Origin of the sequence: Streptomyces spectabilis (assembly GCF_008704795.1) — a bacterium.
GTDB classification, from domain to species: domain Bacteria; phylum Actinomycetota; class Actinomycetes; order Streptomycetales; family Streptomycetaceae; genus Streptomyces; species Streptomyces spectabilis.
Genome location: NZ_CP023690.1, coordinates 8636450 through 8652688, shown reverse-complemented (window position 1 = coordinate 8652688; position 16239 = coordinate 8636450). Strand labels below are relative to the sequence as shown.

The 16239-nt window shown below is 71.9% G+C and carries 11 protein-coding genes and 2 pseudogenes; 9 read left to right on the top strand and 4 right to left on the bottom strand.

All coding sequences use genetic code 11. From position 1 onward, the window contains the following. Nucleotides 1–19: 19 nt before the first annotated feature. Entirely contained in the window at nucleotides 20–1771 is a 1752-nt protein-coding gene (locus CP982_RS36815; RefSeq protein ID WP_150514441.1) for an asparagine synthetase B family protein, read from the bottom strand. Nucleotides 1772–1847: 76 nt separating this feature from the next. Continuing rightward, on the bottom strand, nucleotides 1848–3656 hold the full coding sequence (locus tag CP982_RS36810) for a non-ribosomal peptide synthetase (protein WP_150514440.1): 1809 nt from the start codon (nucleotides 3654–3656) through the stop codon (nucleotides 1848–1850). Between the two features lie 663 nt (nucleotides 3657–4319). On the opposite strand from CP982_RS36810, the gene CP982_RS36805 reads away from it, so the two are divergent. Then, a complete protein-coding gene (locus CP982_RS36805) occupies nucleotides 4320–5336 on the top strand; it encodes a hypothetical protein (protein WP_150514439.1) in 1017 nt (338 codons plus the stop codon). 102 nt (nucleotides 5337–5438) lie between these two features. Then, nucleotides 5439–6965 (top strand): amino acid permease, encoded by a 1527-nt coding sequence (locus tag CP982_RS36800; RefSeq protein ID WP_150514438.1) that lies wholly within the window; start codon nucleotides 5439–5441, stop codon nucleotides 6963–6965. An 82-nt stretch (nucleotides 6966–7047) separates the two neighbouring features. Here CP982_RS36800 and CP982_RS36795 read toward each other — a convergent pair whose 3' ends face one another. Beyond that, nucleotides 7048–7539 (bottom strand): peptidylprolyl isomerase, encoded by a 492-nt coding sequence (locus CP982_RS36795; protein ID WP_150514437.1) that lies wholly within the window; start codon nucleotides 7537–7539, stop codon nucleotides 7048–7050. 441 nt (nucleotides 7540–7980) lie between these two features. Here CP982_RS36795 and CP982_RS36790 point away from each other — a divergent pair, with 441 nt between their 5' ends. The 7 genes and pseudogenes from CP982_RS36790 (at nucleotide 7981) to CP982_RS36760 (ending at nucleotide 15182) form a co-directional block, all read left to right on the top strand. Then, a complete protein-coding gene (locus CP982_RS36790; RefSeq protein ID WP_150514436.1) occupies nucleotides 7981–9615 on the top strand; it encodes an ABC-F family ATP-binding cassette domain-containing protein in 1635 nt (544 codons plus the stop codon). Nucleotide 9616: 1 nt separating this feature from the next. Continuing rightward, nucleotides 9617–10111: pseudogene (locus CP982_RS36785) on the top strand (ATP-binding cassette domain-containing protein); the annotation flags it as partial. A 63-nt stretch (nucleotides 10112–10174) separates the two neighbouring features. Next, nucleotides 10175–10735, top strand: a complete 561-nt coding sequence (locus tag CP982_RS36780; protein ID WP_150514435.1) for a CGNR zinc finger domain-containing protein — start codon at nucleotides 10175–10177, stop codon at nucleotides 10733–10735. A 102-nt stretch (nucleotides 10736–10837) separates the two neighbouring features. Then, nucleotides 10838–11410, top strand: coding sequence for a BlaI/MecI/CopY family transcriptional regulator (locus tag CP982_RS36775; RefSeq protein ID WP_184925384.1), 573 nt, complete (start codon nucleotides 10838–10840; stop codon nucleotides 11408–11410). Nucleotides 11411–11540: 130 nt separating this feature from the next. Beyond that, nucleotides 11541–12884: a diacylglycerol/lipid kinase family protein gene (locus CP982_RS36770; RefSeq protein WP_150514434.1), complete on the top strand. Its 1344-nt coding sequence runs from the start codon at nucleotides 11541–11543 to the stop codon at nucleotides 12882–12884. Continuing rightward, the gene (locus CP982_RS36765) at nucleotides 12877–13503 is read left to right on the top strand and encodes a phosphatase PAP2 family protein (RefSeq protein WP_150514433.1); all 627 of its coding nucleotides are present in this window, start codon (nucleotides 12877–12879) and stop codon (nucleotides 13501–13503) included. The genes CP982_RS36770 and CP982_RS36765 overlap by 8 nt, the downstream gene beginning before the upstream one ends. A gap of 20 nt (nucleotides 13504–13523) precedes the next feature. Continuing rightward, on the top strand, nucleotides 13524–15182 hold the full coding sequence (locus CP982_RS36760) for an alpha/beta hydrolase (RefSeq protein WP_184925381.1): 1659 nt from the start codon (nucleotides 13524–13526) through the stop codon (nucleotides 15180–15182). Nucleotides 15183–15512: 330 nt separating this feature from the next. On the opposite strand, the pseudogene CP982_RS42790 reads toward CP982_RS36760, so the two are convergent. Continuing rightward, a pseudogene (locus CP982_RS42790) lies at nucleotides 15513–15797 on the bottom strand (pyridoxal-phosphate dependent enzyme); the annotation flags it as partial. Nucleotides 15798–16239 lie beyond the last annotated feature (442 nt).

Here is a 16239-nt window from a genome sequence, read left to right as displayed (position 1 = left end):
GGGTGGGAGCGGAGCGAGGTCACAGAGCGAGGCGGACGCGCAAGTGCCGCAACCATGCGTCGAGTTGCAGCACCATCTCCACGTCCGCCCGCCCCAGCCAGCCGCCCCGGTCCAAGAGGCGGGGCGTCGTGACGTACCGCTGCACCTGCTCGCGGTCCAGCAGCGTGCGCACGGGAGCGGAGGGATCGTCGAGCAACGTCCGCAACCTCTCCACGAGGGCCTGCTTGTAGCCGCGGTCGTAGGTGATCGGGTAGGGCACCTTGCGGCGGCTCAGCACCGAGGGCGGGACGAGGGGCGCGCCGAGGGCCCGCAGCAGACTCTTCTCGCGGCCGTCGAAGGACTTCCACCGTGCCGGAACGTTGTAGAGGAGGGTGAACAGCCGGTGGTCGGCGAAGGGGAATCGCAGGTGGAGGCCCGCGGCGGCGCTCATCCGTTCCGAGTGGAGCACGGTCTGCTCCAGCAGCCGCGTGGCCGTCAGGTAGTCCGTCTGCCGCCCCAGGCGGTCGACCGGGTCCTCACCCGGCACCTGGGGGACCTCCTCCAGCGCCTCGGCGAAGCGGCTGTCGATGTACGCCGCGATGCCGATGTCGTGCAGGACCTCGGCTTGCAGCAGGCCCGTGCCGAGCCCATGAGGCATGCCCATGGCACGGGCCCGCGCGATCCACGGAAACGTGGTGAGCACCTGCTTCTCGTCGGCGCCCGGTCCCAGGCCGCCGAACATCGCGTCCGCGCCCTCGCCGCTCAGGGCGATCGGTGTCCGGCGGCCCACGTGCCCGCTGAAGAGATACGGGGTGATGTTCTTGTCCCCGAACGGCGTCGGCCAGTCCTTGGCCAGGAGCGAGTCCGTGAGTGTGCCGGGCTGCGACAGCAGGTCCGGCTCGATGGTGACGCGCTCGTGGTCGCAGTGCCAGAAGCGCACCACCTCCTCGGCGTACGGCAGGTCCGGTACGGCCGACGCCGTCCCGCCGAAGGAGACGGTGAACGTCCGCGGCGGTCGGCCGACGGCCTCGGCCACGAGACCGGTCAGCACGCTGGAGTCGAGGCCGCCCGACAGGAGCACGGCGGGATCGGCGTCCCCGAGGTCGTCGTGAACCACCTCGTCGAGCAACTTCCGCACCCGGCCGATTGTTTCCTCGCGGGACTCCTTGTGTGCGAACGCCTCAAGGGACCAGTACCGGCGGCGGCGCTCACCGGCGGCCGAGAAGCGCACCGTGGTGCCGGGCGGCACCTCCCGCATCCCGCGCAGCGTGCCGTGTCCCGGACGGCGCAGCTGGGTCAGCAGCGCGCTGAGCCCGGTGCCGTCGAGTTCCACCGGGACGTCCGGATGTGCCGCCAACGCCCCGGCCTCGGACGCGAACACCACACCGTCGTCCTGCCGTACGAAGGAGAGCGGTTTGATGCCCAACCGGTCGCGTCCCAGGACGAGTTCTCCCGTGCGGCCGTCCCAGACGGCGAACGCGAAGGCGCCTTCCCACCGTTCGGCTGCCGCCTCGTTCTCGGCCAGGTAGCCGTCGAGCAGCGTCCGGGCGAGGTTCCGGCTTCCGTGTATGTAGCCGTCCACGACGACCACGACGGGGTTTCCGGTCCCCCGCGACACCAGTGGCCCGTTCTCCTGCGCCGGTTCACCTCCGGCGGCCAGGACCGCGTGCTCGGACGTCCACGACCGGTGCGGGCCGCCGCGTCGGCTGCTCTCCGCCATCGCCGCGACCGCGGCCGGACCGGTCCGGTCCAGGCCTCCCCGGTGGGTCCACCATCCGAAGACTGCGGACATGAGTGCCCCTTTCTTGTCCTCGCTGTGCCGTCAGTTCCGACCGGCCGGTGCCGGTCGGTGGGTGTGAGCCGCGGCCTCAGCCGGCCGCACGACGGCGCCGGACCACCGGACGCGCCCGCCGCTCCGGTGCCGCCGGGGCCGGGACCGGCTCGGTCAGATGGGTGGCGAGCTGGGCGATCGTCGGATGCTCGAAGAGAGTCAGCAGGCCGACCGGGTCGGATCGGAACGCGTTGATGCGGGAGAGCACGGCCGCAAGCGAGCCCGACGTTCCGCCGACGTCGAAGAAGCTGTCGCGGACCCCGATGTCATCGGTCCCCAGCACCTCCCGCCAGATGTCGAGCAGCCGGGACTCCACCGCGGAGCGCGGGTCGGTCAACGGCTCGCGCCGCACATGGCGCCCGGGGTCGGGCAGAGCGTCCCGGTCCAGCTTCCCGTTCCTGGTCACCGGCAGTTCGGGGACCGCCATCAGCGCGGCGGGCAGCAGGTGTGCGGTCAGCCGCTCCGACAGGTGTGCGCGCAGGTCCGTCGGCACATGCGTCCCACCGTCGTGCAGGACCACATAGCCCACCAGCCTCCGGCCGCCGACGGGGTCCTGGCGCACCGCGACCGCCGCGAGGGCGACCAGTGGGTGCGCCGTCAGGGCCGCCTCCACCTGTGCCGGTTCCACCCGGTGGCCGTTGACCTTGACCTGGTCGTCCATGCGGCCCAGGACTTCCACGGCGCCGTCCGGCCGGCGGCGGGCCCTGTCGCCCGTGCGGTGCATCAGCGCGCCGGTCACCGCGGAGAACGGATCCGGAAGGAACCGCCCGGCGGTCTCCGCTGGTCGGCCGAGGTAGCCCGACGCCACACCGGCACCGCCGATGTACAGCTCTCCCTCCCTGCTTTCGGACACCGGCCGCAGGTCAGGATCGAGTACGTATGCCGACACACCGGCGATCGGACGGCCCACGGCGACGACGTCTGTGTCGGCGTCCGCGTCGACCCGGTGCACCAGCGAGGTGATGGTGGTCTCGGTCAGTCCGTACGCGTTCACCAGCGCGACATCGGTCGACCCGCACCATGCGACCGCGGCTGACGCGTCCACCCCTTCGCTGCCGATGACGACCAGCCGCAGCCGCTCGGGCAGCGGGCCGCCGCCCCGGCCGACGTTCCACTGCTGCCAGTATCCGGACGGCAGGTTGGCGACGGTGATCCGGCCATCGGCCAGTACGCGGGTCAGTTCCCGGGGGGCGGGAGGGTCGGGGCACAGGACGACGCAGCCGCCGGCCACCAGGGTGGGAAAGATCTCCTCGGCCGCCACGTCGAACCCGATCGTGGCGAACTGGAGGACTCGGTCGTCGGAGGTCAGTCCGAAGGACCGCGCCGTCTCCGCGGCGTGATGGGCCAGCGCGCGGTGGGGGACGACGACGCCCTTGGGCTCACCCGTCGTCCCCGAGGTGAAGACAACGTACGCCGGGTCGGTCGGCCGCACGGGAGGATTGACGACGTCGCGGCGGTCCGTCGACTGCGGGGGCGGCACGACGGTGACGTCCGGTGCCATGTTCAGCCGGTGCCGCAGCGAGTCGGCGCCGACCACGAACCGGCTGCCCGCCGCGGCCATCAGCCGCGCGATCTGGGCAGGAGAGTTACGAGGGTCGAGAGGAAGATAGGCGGCTCCCGCTCGCAGGACGCCGAGCAGCGCCGGAACGAGGTCCAGGTCGGCGTGGGTCAGTACCCCGACGACGTCCCCAGAGCCCGCTCCGGCGGCCATTAACTCCTCGGCTAACGCGCCGGAACGACGGCCCAGTTCGGCATAGGTCAGCGTGCGGCCGTTCAGATCCAGAGCCGTGGCATGCGGCTGCCGGGCCGTGCGGCTGCTGATCGCCTCCAGCAGAGTGGACGGCATGGATCCACACCCTTCTTCGTGGGTTGATCGCGGTCATGCGCAGGATCGGAACATCCGGGGATGAAACCTTCGCGGCGCGGCGTTGCCCCACGACCTGCGACCACAACCTGACCCAGAGCAATCAACAAGTGATCAACAGCTACTCACCGCAGTCGAGAATCGGCCGCGCCGGTCAACTAGTGGCTGACCAGGGGGTCTTGACCGACCATCACCTCGGGCCCGGGTTACAGAGGGAGGGTCCCGTGATGCTCACATCCCCCGGTGTCGGCGGCCGCCGCACCGCCCGGGGGGGGCAGCGCGGCTCGCCTGCCGCATGGCCGAAACTCGCATCCGAGCAACTGGCCAATTCTGCGATTCGCTGGTCATGCGCCTCTCCAGGCACTTAAGTACTGTCTGGCATTCGCGACCAGCCAGGGGCGACAGCTACAGCCGAGTGATGCGTCTGCGGTCATCTCCGCCCCGCTCGTCAGTCGACGCCGCTACCCTTGGCATGACCATGCCTTTTCGCTCCAACTGCCCGAGGAGTCCCGCGCCTATGGCCGCCAGCGCACACCGTACGGTGTCGTGCTCACACCACCCGGCGGGCCGCAGCGCTGACGGCAGCGGCCTCCAGCTGTGCGACTGCCCCCTGCGGCCCGCCCCCCGCCGGGCCGAGGGGCGCTGATGGCGGGTGCGAACCCGGCCGGCCGCGACACAGACCTCTACGCGGCGGTGCAGGACATACAGGCGGGTTACTGGATGCAGATGCGGCAGGTCCTTGCCCGGACGGGCACCTGGCCGCAGTGGACGTCCCGCACCCAGGTGCTGGGGATTGCCGCAGCTCAGAACAATGTCGTGGAGTTGTGGCTGGAAGAGGAGCCGTGGAGCCTCGCCGCCCGGGTGATGTACGCCAGGGTCGCCACCGAACGGGTGCTGCAAGCCCACCGCAGGCACTGGGCGCACGACTCCAAGCAGGCCCGTGACCTGGAGAGACTGGCAGACCGGGCCCGGCAGGCGTGCGACAAGGCGGGCGAGGGAAACCCCGACGACGTGGTGCCCTGGATCTGCCGTCTGGCCCTGGCCGAAACGGACACACAAGCACGCCACCCAGAGCATCACATGGCGCCGCCGCCCCATGAGTATCTGCTGCCCCATGGGCCATGGGGACTTCTGGGGGAAGCGCACCGACGAGATCCGTTCAACCGCGAGGCATGGCACCGCATGTCCCAGGCGCTCCAGGCCCGCCCGGGTCCGGCGGGCCGCCAGGCGGTCGCGATGGACTTCGCCCGCTGGACGGTCTCTTTCGCGCCATCCGACTCGCCCTTGCTCCTGCTGCCTCTCTACGTCCGCGTACAGGAGCACCGGGAGCAACTGGACAAGGGCGCCGAGGTCACGCTGAACCTGCTGTGGACCAGGGAGGACACCACCCGCGCCGTCACGCAGGCGTTCGAGGGATGGTTCCAGAAGTGCGATCCGGCCACCAGTTCCCAGCTGGATCTCAACTACCTCGCCTACGCCCTGTCGAGAGGCGGCTTCGCCCAGTGGGCCACCGAAGTCTTCGACGCCATCGGCGAATTCGCCACGCCCGCCCCCTGGCAGTACGACGCCCGGCACCCGAGGGACCAGTGGCGCAAGGCGTTCGAGGAAGACCGCTACGCCTGCCTGAGGTCCCGCCCGCGCCCTACGGGGAACGGCACATGAGCGTCGGCCGGGCCTCCCGGGCGGGCCCCGCCGCGTCCCACTAGCGGACCGTCAGCCACCTCGCCTGCACCCCCCATGTCAGCCTTCCTGTGCGGAGAACCCATGACTTCGGCAAGAACCCGGCGCCAGCAGCCGAACCCGGTCCACGACGACGGCGAGGACGCGCGCATCCTCCAGTCGCTGGGCTACACCCAGCAACTGCACCGCCGGATGGGGGCGTTCGGCAACTTCTCCGCCTCCCTGTCGGTCATCTCGATCATGTCGGGGACCCTGCTCCTCTTCGGCTACGGCCTGAACTCGGGAGGCCCCGCGGTGATCACGTGGGGGTGGCTCGCCGTCGGACCCCTCGTGCTGTGCCTGGCCGCGGCCCTGGCGGAGATCACCTCCCGCTACCCCACCAGCGGCGGCCTGTACTACATGGCTCGCCAGCTCGGCGGCGAGCGGTGGAGCTGGTACACCGGCTGGCTCAACCTCCTGGGCCTGCTCGGCGGCATCGCCGCCCAGGACTACGGCATCGCGACGTTCACCGCCGCGTGGATGAACCTGCAGTTCGACTACACGCCGACCCCGGGCTCCCTGCTGGTCCTGTACGCGGTCATCCTCGCGCTGCACGCGGTCCTGAACCTCTTCGGCACCCGGCTGATGAACATCTTGACGTCCGTGAGCGCGTGGTGGCACCTGGCAGGGGCCGTCGTCATCATCGGCGCCCTGGCGTTCGTGCCCTCCGACCACCAGTCGGCCGGCTTCGTCTTCTCCGAGTTCACCAACAACACCGGCTGGGGCGCCCCGGTGTACGTCATCCTGCTCGGCATGCTGCTTCCGGTCTTCGCCCTGGCCGGTTACGACACCTCGGCCCACCTGAGCGAGGAGACCAACCACGCCTCCGTCGCCGCGGCCCGCGGGGTCTTCCGCTCGGTGGCCGTGTCCTGGATCGCCGGCGGCATCCTGCTGACCACGCTGCTGTTCGCCGTCCAGGACTACACCACGACTCTGGACAGCCCGTCCGGTGTGCCGGTGGCGCAGATCCTTCTGGACGCGCTGGGCATGGCGGCGGCCAAGGCCCTGCTGCTCGTGATCATCGTGGCCCAGTTCCTGTGCGGCTACACCGTGACCGCCAGCACCAGCCGGATGATCTACGCCTTCGCCCGGGACGGTGCCCTGCCCGGATCGGCGCTCTGGAAGAAGGTCAGCCGCCGCACGGCCATCCCCGCCAACGCGGTCTGGCTCGCGGTCGCCGTGGCGTTCGTGCTCGCGCTGCCGTCCTTGTACTCCTCAACGGCGTTCGCGGCGGTGACCGCCATCTCGGTCGTGGGATTCACCTCGGCCTACGCCATCCCGGTGCTGCTGCGGCTCATCCACAGCGACCGGTTCACCCCGGGGCCCTGGCACCTGGGCCGCTGGAGCCGGCCGATCGGCTGGGTGGCGGTGCTGTGGGCGGCCGGTGTCTCGGTGCTGTTCCTGCTGCCGCAGAGCAGCCCCGTCACGGCCAGCACGTTCAACTACACGCCTGTCGCCGTCGTGGTGGCCCTCCTCATCGCCGCCCTGTGGCGGCGCTTCGGACGCCGCTCGTACCACGTGCCCCGCTCCGACTCTCACACCGAGGACAAGCAGTTCGAAGGCATCATCTGAGGCGGCGGCTCCCCATGCCACGGCGTCGGCCGTGCGGCACTGTCCGCACGGCCGACGCCGATCTCCTGCCCGAGTCCGGACCTCAGGCGACGGTGCCGCTCGCCTTGATGACGACGTCGGAGCTCAGGGCGCCGCTGCCGGAGCCGAGGGCCTCGATCTGCTTGACGAGGTCCTCGCCCTCGGCGACCTCGCCGAAGACGACGTGCTTGCCGTCGAGCCAGGGCGTGACGACGGTCGTCACGAAGAACTGGGAGCTGTTGGTGTTCGGGCCGCGGTTGGCCATCGACAGCAGGAACGGCCGGTCGTGCTTGAGGGAGAAGTTCTCGTCGGCGAACGTCGCGCCGAAGATGCTCTTGCCGCCGGTGCCGTTGCCGTGCGTGAAGTCGCCGCCCTGGAGCATGAACTGCGGAATGACCCGGTGGAAGGCCGAACCGGCGTAGCCGTAGCCGTTCTGCCCCGTGGCCAGCTCACGGAAGTTGCGCGCGGTCTCCGGCACGACGTCGTCGAAGAGCCGGAAGACAATGCGCCCGGCGTCCTTGCCGTCAATGGTGATGTCGAAATAAACGTTCTGCATGGGCCCCATCCTGACATCACCCGCTCCACCCCTCAGGACGGACCCCTCCCCCGGACACACACCCCGTCGCCCCCGCCCGGAACCGGACCGGGCTGTGCGTATCACGGCATCGACACCCTGAGCGGTTGCGCGACATCAGTCGTCGTACGACACGTGTGCATGCCGTGCCCACGCCCCGCTCTCACACCTGCCGACACCACATGTGGCTCGGGCCTGTCGGAGCACGGAGACGCCTGCTAGGCTGCCAGCGATCTGAACCATGTGATCGAGGAGACACAGACGTGGCGGGTGACGACGACATCTCCGGGTGAGACCCGGATGTGACAGGCCAGCGGACGGCGCTGTACGAGCGCTGACGCCGTGGCCTCCTTCGTCGTACCCCCTCCCCCGTCCTGCCCAGGGCAGAGGCCTGTCTGCCCGTGGATCTCCGAGGTCACCTCCATGTCCGACGCCGCTGTCGTCTGCTCGAACGTCTCCTTCGCCTGGCCCGACGACACCCCCGTCTTCCACGACCTGTCCTTCACCGTGGCCACCGGCCGTACCGGCCTGGTCGCGCCCAACGGCTCCGGCAAGAGCACCCTGCTGAAGCTGATCGCCGGTGAACTGAGGCCCGCCACCGGCTCGTTGGCGGTCCACGGCACGCTCGCCCACCTCCCGCAGAGCCTGCCTCTGACCAGCGGGCTCACCGTCGCCGAGGTGCTCGGCGTCGCCGCGGTGATCCGCGCGCTCGACGCCGTCGAGTCCGGTGACGTGAGCGAGGAGCACTTCGCCACCATCGGCGACGACTGGGACATCGAGGAGCGCACCCGCTCCCAGCTCGACCGTCTCGGCCTGGGCGACCTCGCCCTGGACCGCCGCCTGGGCACGCTCAGCGGCGGCCAGGTCGTCTCCCTCGGCCTCGCCGCCCAGCTGCTCAAGCGCCCCGACGTCCTGCTGCTCGACGAGCCGACCAACAACCTCGACCTCCAGGCCCGGCACAAGCTCTACGACGTGCTTTCGGACTTCACCGGCTGTCTGCTCCTGGTCAGCCACGACCGCGCGCTGCTCGACCGCATGGAGCGCATCGCGGAACTCGGCAGCGACGAACTGCGCTTCTACGGCGGCGACTTCACCGCGTACGAGGAGGCCGTACGGGCCGAGCGGGAGGTCGCGGAGAAGAACGTCCGCAACGCCGAGCAGGAGCTGAAGCGCGAGAAGCGCGAGCTGCAACAGGCCCGCGAGCGCGCCGAGCGCCGCCAGAGCAACGCCGCCCGCAACCTCAAGAACGCCGGTCTGCCCCGCATCTTCGCGGGCAACATGAAGCGCGGCGCCCAGGAGTCCGCGGGCCGGGCCGGGCAGATGCACGCGGCCCGGGTCAGCGAGGCCAGGACCCGGCTCGACGAGGCCGGGCGCGCGCTGCGCGAGGAGCAGCGCATCACCCTCGAACTGCCCGACACACATGTGCCCGCAGGGCGCAACCTCTTCCTCGGCGAGGGGATGTGGGTCCACCACTCCGGCACGCCGGTGTTCGCCGACGGAGGCGTGGACCTCACCGTTCGCGGCCCCGAGCGGATCGCCCTCACCGGGCCCAACGGCGCGGGCAAGACCACCCTGCTGCGGCTGGTCACCGGCGAACTCGTCCCGGACAGCGGCGAGATCAAGCGCAACGACGGCCGGATCGCGTATCTGTCGCAACGCCTCGACCTGCTGGATCCGGACCGGACCGTGGCGGAGAACTTCGCCGCGTTCGCCCCCGAGCGGCCCGAGGCGGAGCGGATGAACCTGCTCGCCCGCTTCCTCTTCCGGGGCCCGCGCGCACACCTTCCCGTCGGGGTGCTCTCCGGCGGCGAGCGGCTGCGCGCCACGCTGGCCTGCGTGCTGTGCGCCGAACCGGCCCCCCAGCTGCTCCTGCTCGACGAGCCGACCAACAACCTCGACCTGGTCAGCGCGGGCCAGCTGGAGAGCGCCCTCAACTCCTACCAGGGCGCCTTCGTCGTGATCAGCCACGACGAGCGGTTCCTCGCCGCGATCGGGGTGAACCGCTGGCTGCGGCTCGCCGACGGGCGCCTCAAGGAGACCGGAGCCCCTGAGATGTGAGTCCCTCGCCTCCCTGGAGGTGTCGCCGACCGACCGGCTGCTGGTCACGGGCGACGACGGGGCGGGGAAGTCGACGCTGCTCGCCGGGCGTCTGGCCGTCGAGGGCGTGGTGCGCGCGGCGTCACCTGACGGCGGGGCTGCTCGACCAGGACACCGTGTTCGACCGGCCCGACCGCACGGCGCGCGACACCTACGCGCTGTCGCCGGGCCCTGCGCGGGCCGAGAAGGTGCCGCTCGGCTCGCTCGGCCTGCTGCGCGCGGAGGACCTGGACACACCCGTCGACCGGCTGCCCGTCGGGCAGCGGCGACGGCTCGCCCTGGCCCTCCTCGTGGCCCGCCCGCCCCAGTTGCTGCTGCTCGACGAACCCACCAACCACCTCTGGAGGAGGCCCTGGGCAGTGGCCCGGGCGCGATCGTCCTCGCGAGCCACGACCGCTGGCTGCGGCGGCGGTGGCAGGGCCGCACGGTCCGCCTCGAAGGCGGCTGCGGGAGGTAAGGAGAGGGCCGGGGGCGGTGGCGATTCTTGCACCGTCCGACAGTCACCTGCCAGGATGGTGATGTGAATCTCGACCACGTCTTCGTCTGCGGACATCCGGCCCTCGACTTCGCGGCCACGCTCCGTGCACGGCGCTCGGCGCGGTTCGAGATGTTCGTGACCCCGGGGCGGCTGAACGCGTGGTACCTCGAATCCGGGCTCGTCGACACGATCACGCCCGGCGTCGAGGAGGACGTGCGGGCGGCGGTCACCGTCCGCGAGGCCGTCTACCGGCTCCTCACCAACCGCCGCCTCGGCGAGGAGTTCGACCGCGAGGCGCTCGCCGTGCTCAACGGCGCGGCCCGCGAGACCCCGGTGACGCCCCAGCTCTCACCGGCCGGGCGGCACAACGAGGCGACCCCCGCGCAGGCCCTGGCGACCGTCGCCCGGCAGGCCGTCGAACTGCTCAGCGGACCGGACGTCCCGCTCCTGAAGGAGTGCGGCAACCCGGAGTGCACCCGGGTCTACGTCGATCGCTCCCGCGGCCTGCGGCGCCAGTGGTGCGGCATGGAGTCCTGCGGCAACAAGATCAAGGCCGCGGCCTACCGCGCACGGAAGAAGACCGCGCCCGCCGTGACCGGTTGACTCACCCGGCCCGGGCGGTGGTCACACGTGTGACCCGACCACGTCGCTTCCTCCGCGTGGGTACGATGCGCAGCATCATCCAGATCGAGGGAGTGAACGGTTGTGAGCAGCCGATCAGCCGCCAAGCTCCGGTCGCGGTACGTGGAACAGGTCGCGTCGGAACTCACGGAGAACCGCAGGCGTCAGGAAGAGCTGGCGAAGAAGATCGAGCTGCTGAAGCAGGAGGAGACCCTCCTGACGGACATCCTCACCCTCGCCGAGCGGTACGAGGGCTTCGCGGGCGCCTCCCGGCTGCCGGAGCAGACGCAGGACGAGCCCGTGGTCGCGCAGGCGCAGCGCCGAGGCTCGGCCGGAGCCACCGCGCGGCGCTCGACGCCGGGCGGGGCGGCTCCCGAGAAGGCCGACGCGCAGGCCGCAGCGCAGGGCCGCGCGCAGGATTCGTCGCGTCAACCACTGCTCGGCGACCTGCTGTTGGAACTGCTGACCGGCCATGACGAGCCGCGTCCGGCGAAGGAGCTGCGGGACGAACTCCTGGCGCAGCACCCGGGTCGCAATCCCACCCCTCAAGTGGTGCGGAACACCCTTGAGTCGCTGGTCGCCAAGGGCCGCGTAGAGCGCCACAAGCAGCAGCGGTCGGTCCTGTACACCCCGGTGACGTCGGGCGGCACCGACTGACCCCTTCGCCAGGACTCACCCGCACGGCCCGGCCGGGGTGCTCCGCGCTTGCGGAGTGCGCAGGATGGTGCACCGGACCAGGCGGAGAGGCGGAGCACGGCATGGGAGAGCGGCCAGGGGCAGGGCGCGGATGACGGGCTCCGGCGCGGGCGGGGCCGCACGGCTCCTCGCGCGCCTGGCCGTGCTCGCCGCGATCGGCACCCTGCTCGTGCTGGTGCTCGCGCTGCGCGCGGGCGGCCTCCTCATCCTCGGGGCCGGGCTCCTCGGCCTCGTCGTCTGTGCCGCGGGGCTGTGGTGGTTCCTCGCGCACCGTGGCGCGCTGCGCCTGTTCGGGGCGCTCGTCGCGGTGGCCGCGCCCGTCGCGGTCCTGGTGTACTTCGCGTACGACGGCCTGTGGCTGGCCGCGCTCGTCCTGATCCTGTGTTGGGGCGCGACGCTCGTCTGCGCCCGGGCGGCGCTGCGCAGATCGGTCGCGGCGCGGCCGCGGCGGGCGGTCCCCGCGGCCCGGGTCCAGCGCCCGGTGCTCATCATGAATCCGAGGTCCGGGGGCGGAAAGGTCGGCCGGTTCGGCCTTGCGGAGCGGGCGCGGGAGCTCGGCGCACACGTGCTCCTGCTCGACCCGTCCGCGCCCGCCGACGTCGCCGAGCTGGCCCGCCGCGCGGTGGCCGACGGCGCGGACCTGCTCGGCGTCGCGGGCGGCGACGGCACCCAGGCCCTCGTCGCCGCGGTCGCCGCCGAGCACGACCTGCCGTTCCTCGTGGTCTCGGCGGGCACCCGCAACCACTTCGCCATGGACCTCGGCCTCGACAGGTCCGACCCGGCCCGGTGCCTGGACGCCCTGACCGACGGCGAGGAACTCCGGGTCGACCTCGGCGACGTCGCGGGCCGGGCCTTCGTCAACACGGTCTCCTTCGGGGTGTACGCGGACGTCGTGCAACGGCCCGAGTACCGCGACGACAAGGCGGGCACGGCCCTGAGCCTCATGCCGGACCTGCTGGTCGGCGACGGGGTGCGGCGCCTCGACGCGCGGGCCGACACGGTCGCGCTCGCGGCCCAGCAGGCACTCCTCGTCAGCAACAATCCCTACGGCTCGCCCGACGACCTCGGTGCCAGCGGCCGCCGCCCCCGGCTCGACAGCGGTGAGCTGGGAGTGCTCGGCATCCGCGTGGAGGGCGCCGCCCAGGCCGCTGACCTGGCCGTGCGGGGCTCGCAGTCCACAGGCCTCACCGTCATGACCGCACGCCGGGTCGAGGTGACCTCCGACGCGGACGAGATCCCCGTGGCGGTGGACGGCGAGGCGCTGCGGATGCCCACGCCGGTGGTGTGCACGCTGCGCCCGCGCGCGCTGCGGGTCCTGGTGCCGCGCGACCGCCCGGGCACCGTGGTCCCCGCGCCGCCCGTGAACTGGCGGCGGCTCATCGACCTCGCCGTCGGCGGGCCCGATCGGACCTCTGGACGGAGGACCCATGGCTGACCCGGACGCCGCCCCGCCCACCGCGTCGGACCACAGGACCGCGGCGGCCGCCCGGTCGTCCGCGGCGGCCGTGCTCAGGGACCTGCGCGCGATCGACGGGGCGCTGTACGCCGCCGTGGCCGCCACGCCCACGCCGACCCTGGACCGGGCGCTGCGGCGCCTCTCGCACGCGGCCGATCACTCGAAGATCTCGCTCGCCGTCGCGGCGGGCCTGGCCCTCGTGCCCGGACGTCCCCGGCGCGCGGCCCTTGCCGGAGTAGGTGCGGTGACGCTGGCCTCGGCGGCGGCGAACCTGTTCGGCAAGCGCATGGTCCGCCGCCGACGGCCCGACCGGGAGCGGGCCCGCGTGGTCGTGGACCGGCACGTGCCGATGCCGCGCTCCGCCTCCTTCCCCTCCGGGCACACGGCGTCGGCTGCCGCGTTCGCCACCGCCGTGGGCGTCGTGCTGCCCGCGGCGGCGGTGCCGCTCGGGGCGCTCGCGGCCGCCGTCGGCTACTCCCGCGTCCATACGGGCGTGCACTACCCCGGCGACGTCGCGGCCGGAGCGGTCCTCGGCTTCGCCGCCGCGGCGACGTCCCTCGCGGTCACGCGCGCCCGCCTCGACCGCCTCGGCGGCTGAGAAGGAACGCGGCCACAACCATGGGCCAGGAGCCACCGGCGGCACCGGACGCGCCGTCAGCGCCGTACGTCACCCTCCCCGGTGCCTGGGGAGCGCTGCTCCTCGTGTGCCTCTCCTTCACCCCCTCCCTCCTCCCCCGCGGCGGCGTCCTCCAGGGGGTGATCTCCGGGATCCTCGCCGCGATCGGGTACGGGCTCGGGGTGACCGCCGCGTGGATCTGGCGGGCCTTCGCCGACCGCGGGCCGCGTCCCGTACGGCGGTCGTCCTGGCCGGTCTTCGCCGTCGCCGGGGCCGCCCTGCTCGGCACCGCGTTCGGGCTCGGCCAGTACTGGCAGCACCGGATCCGCCGACTGCTCGCCGTGACGGAGTACAGCCTCCTCCAGACCGTCGCGGCGCTGCCGATCGCGCTCCTGCTCTTCTGTCTGCTGCTGCTCGCCGCCCGGGGGATCCGCGGGATCCACCGCCGGGTGGCCCGACTGCTGCTCCGCTGGATCGGCGCACGGGCGGCGAAGGCCGTCGGCGGGATCCTCGTGGCCGCCGCGTCCGTCCTGGTCGTCAGCGGGGTGCTCGTCGACGGCCTCGTCGCCGCGGCGAACCAGGCCTTCTCCCTGCGCGACACCCGGACCGAGGAGGGGGTGCGGCGGCCGACGACCGCCCTGCGCTCCGGCGGCCCGGGGTCCGGCGTCCCGTGGGACTCACTGGGCAGGAACGGCCGCACCTTCGTCTCCGGCGGCGCCGGGCCGGACGAGATCGCGCGGTTCACCGGCCGCCGGGCGAAACCGCCCGTCCGCGCGTACGCGGGGCTCCAGACGGCGGACGACACGGAGGCCAGGGCCGCGCGCGCCGTCGCCGACCTGCGGCGCGCCGGCGGCTTCGAGCGCCGCGCCCTCCTCGTCACGACGACGACCGGCAGCGGCTGGGTCGACCCCGCCGCGGTGGACAGCTTCGAGTACCTCGTCGGCGGCGACTGCGCGACCGTGGCGCTCCAGTACTCGTACCTGCCGTCGTGGATGTCGTACCTCGTCGACCAGTCCAAGGCCCGCGAGGCGGGCCGCGAGCTCTTCGACGCGGTCTACGACGTGTGGTCGAAACTTCCCGCCGACGACCGGCCGCGCTTGTACGTCGCGGGCGAGAGCCTGGGGTCGTTCGGCGCCGAGACCGCGTTCAGCGGGGAGTACGACCTCCGCAACCGCACCTCGGGTGCGCTCTTCGCGGGCCCGCCGAACTTCAACACCCTCTTCCGGCGGTTCAGCGACGACCGCGACTCCGGCAGCCCCGAGGTCCAGCCGGTGTACAAGGACGGGCGTACCGTGCGGTTCACCGACGACGCCGCGGCGGGCGTCCCGCCGTCGGACGCGCCGTGGGAGGGCACCCGCGTGCTGTACCTCCTGCACGCCTCCGACCCGATCGTCTGGTGGGGGCCGCAGCTGACGCTCGACCAGCCGGACTGGATCGGTGAGGCCCCGGGCGACGACGTGCTCCCGAGCATCTTCTGGGTGCCGTTCGTGACGTTCTGGCAGGTCACCGCGGACCTGCCGTTCGCCACCGGGGTGCCCGACGGCCACGGCCACCGGTACCGGGCCGAGTACGTCGACGGGTGGCACGCCGTCCTGCGGCCGACCGGCGTCGACGAGCGGGACCTCGCCCGCCTCCGCCGGATCGTGTCGCAGGACGCGTGACCACGGCCGGACACGCATGCCGCGCCGTCGTCGGCCCGGCGCCTCACCCACCCCCGGGCCTCCCCCATCGAATAGGCGGGGACCTCCGGCGTGAAGCCGCCGAGGTCGGCGCGGCCGTAGGTGTAGGTGCCCGCCGTGAGCCGGAGAGCGGCGGTGGATTCCGCGGCGAGGAATCGAAGATCGGCTCCGTCGGCGCGGGCTCGGAGATAGGGGCCCATCAGACCGCAGAGATTGCTGCCGCCGCCGGAGCACGCGATGAGGTGGTCGCCGCGCCCTGCGGCGAAGCCCGAACATCTGCGCCGCTAGCGCGACGCTCATGCCCCATGGCCCGGCGCCGGTCTCGGTCACGAGAGTCGTGCGCCCCTCGTGTGCCGCATGGAACGCCTGCGCTATTGCGGTGTTCAACTTGAAGCTGCCCGTGGGCAGTACATCCTCGCGCTTCAGATAGATGCGCGCGGCCGTGCCCAGGTGCTTCTCCAGCTGGTGGGCGCGGTGCAGTGGGGTCGGGCGGCCGCATTGCCGGAGCCGCTCACCGACCTGCTCGGGTACCGCGACCCAGCACTCGGAAGGGTTGTCCTGTGCCGCGAGAGCTCGTGGTCGGACCTTTGCGGCCACTTCCGCCACCGCCGGACTCGCTCGGAGTTGCGGCGTTGGCCAATACCGATGGGATGCGCACAGCGTCGTGTGCACGATGAGATGTCACTTCATTCCCCCGCCTGAATCTCATTGCACGCGATCATTTGCCCACGCCAGTTGATCATTCAGACGATCTTTAAAAATCCCGCGATGGGGCGTCAGCCCACTCGGACGCTCGGCGATGGCGCAACAGTAGATACCGTCCGGGCGCAATTTGCTATTGATCTCAGATGCGACGGATAGCGAATTGATCGTCAATAGCCAAATGATCGCATTGTGAGGGGTCGATGCCGGGGCCATGGGACTGCCACGCGTTGTTCAAGTGCGATCGGGTGTGACCGGAATTGAGCATGTGCGTCGGCGGGTGACTGCCTCGCGGGGGCTCCGGTGGCGCGTGGTGGGGTGGGGCGCTCTCCGCCCC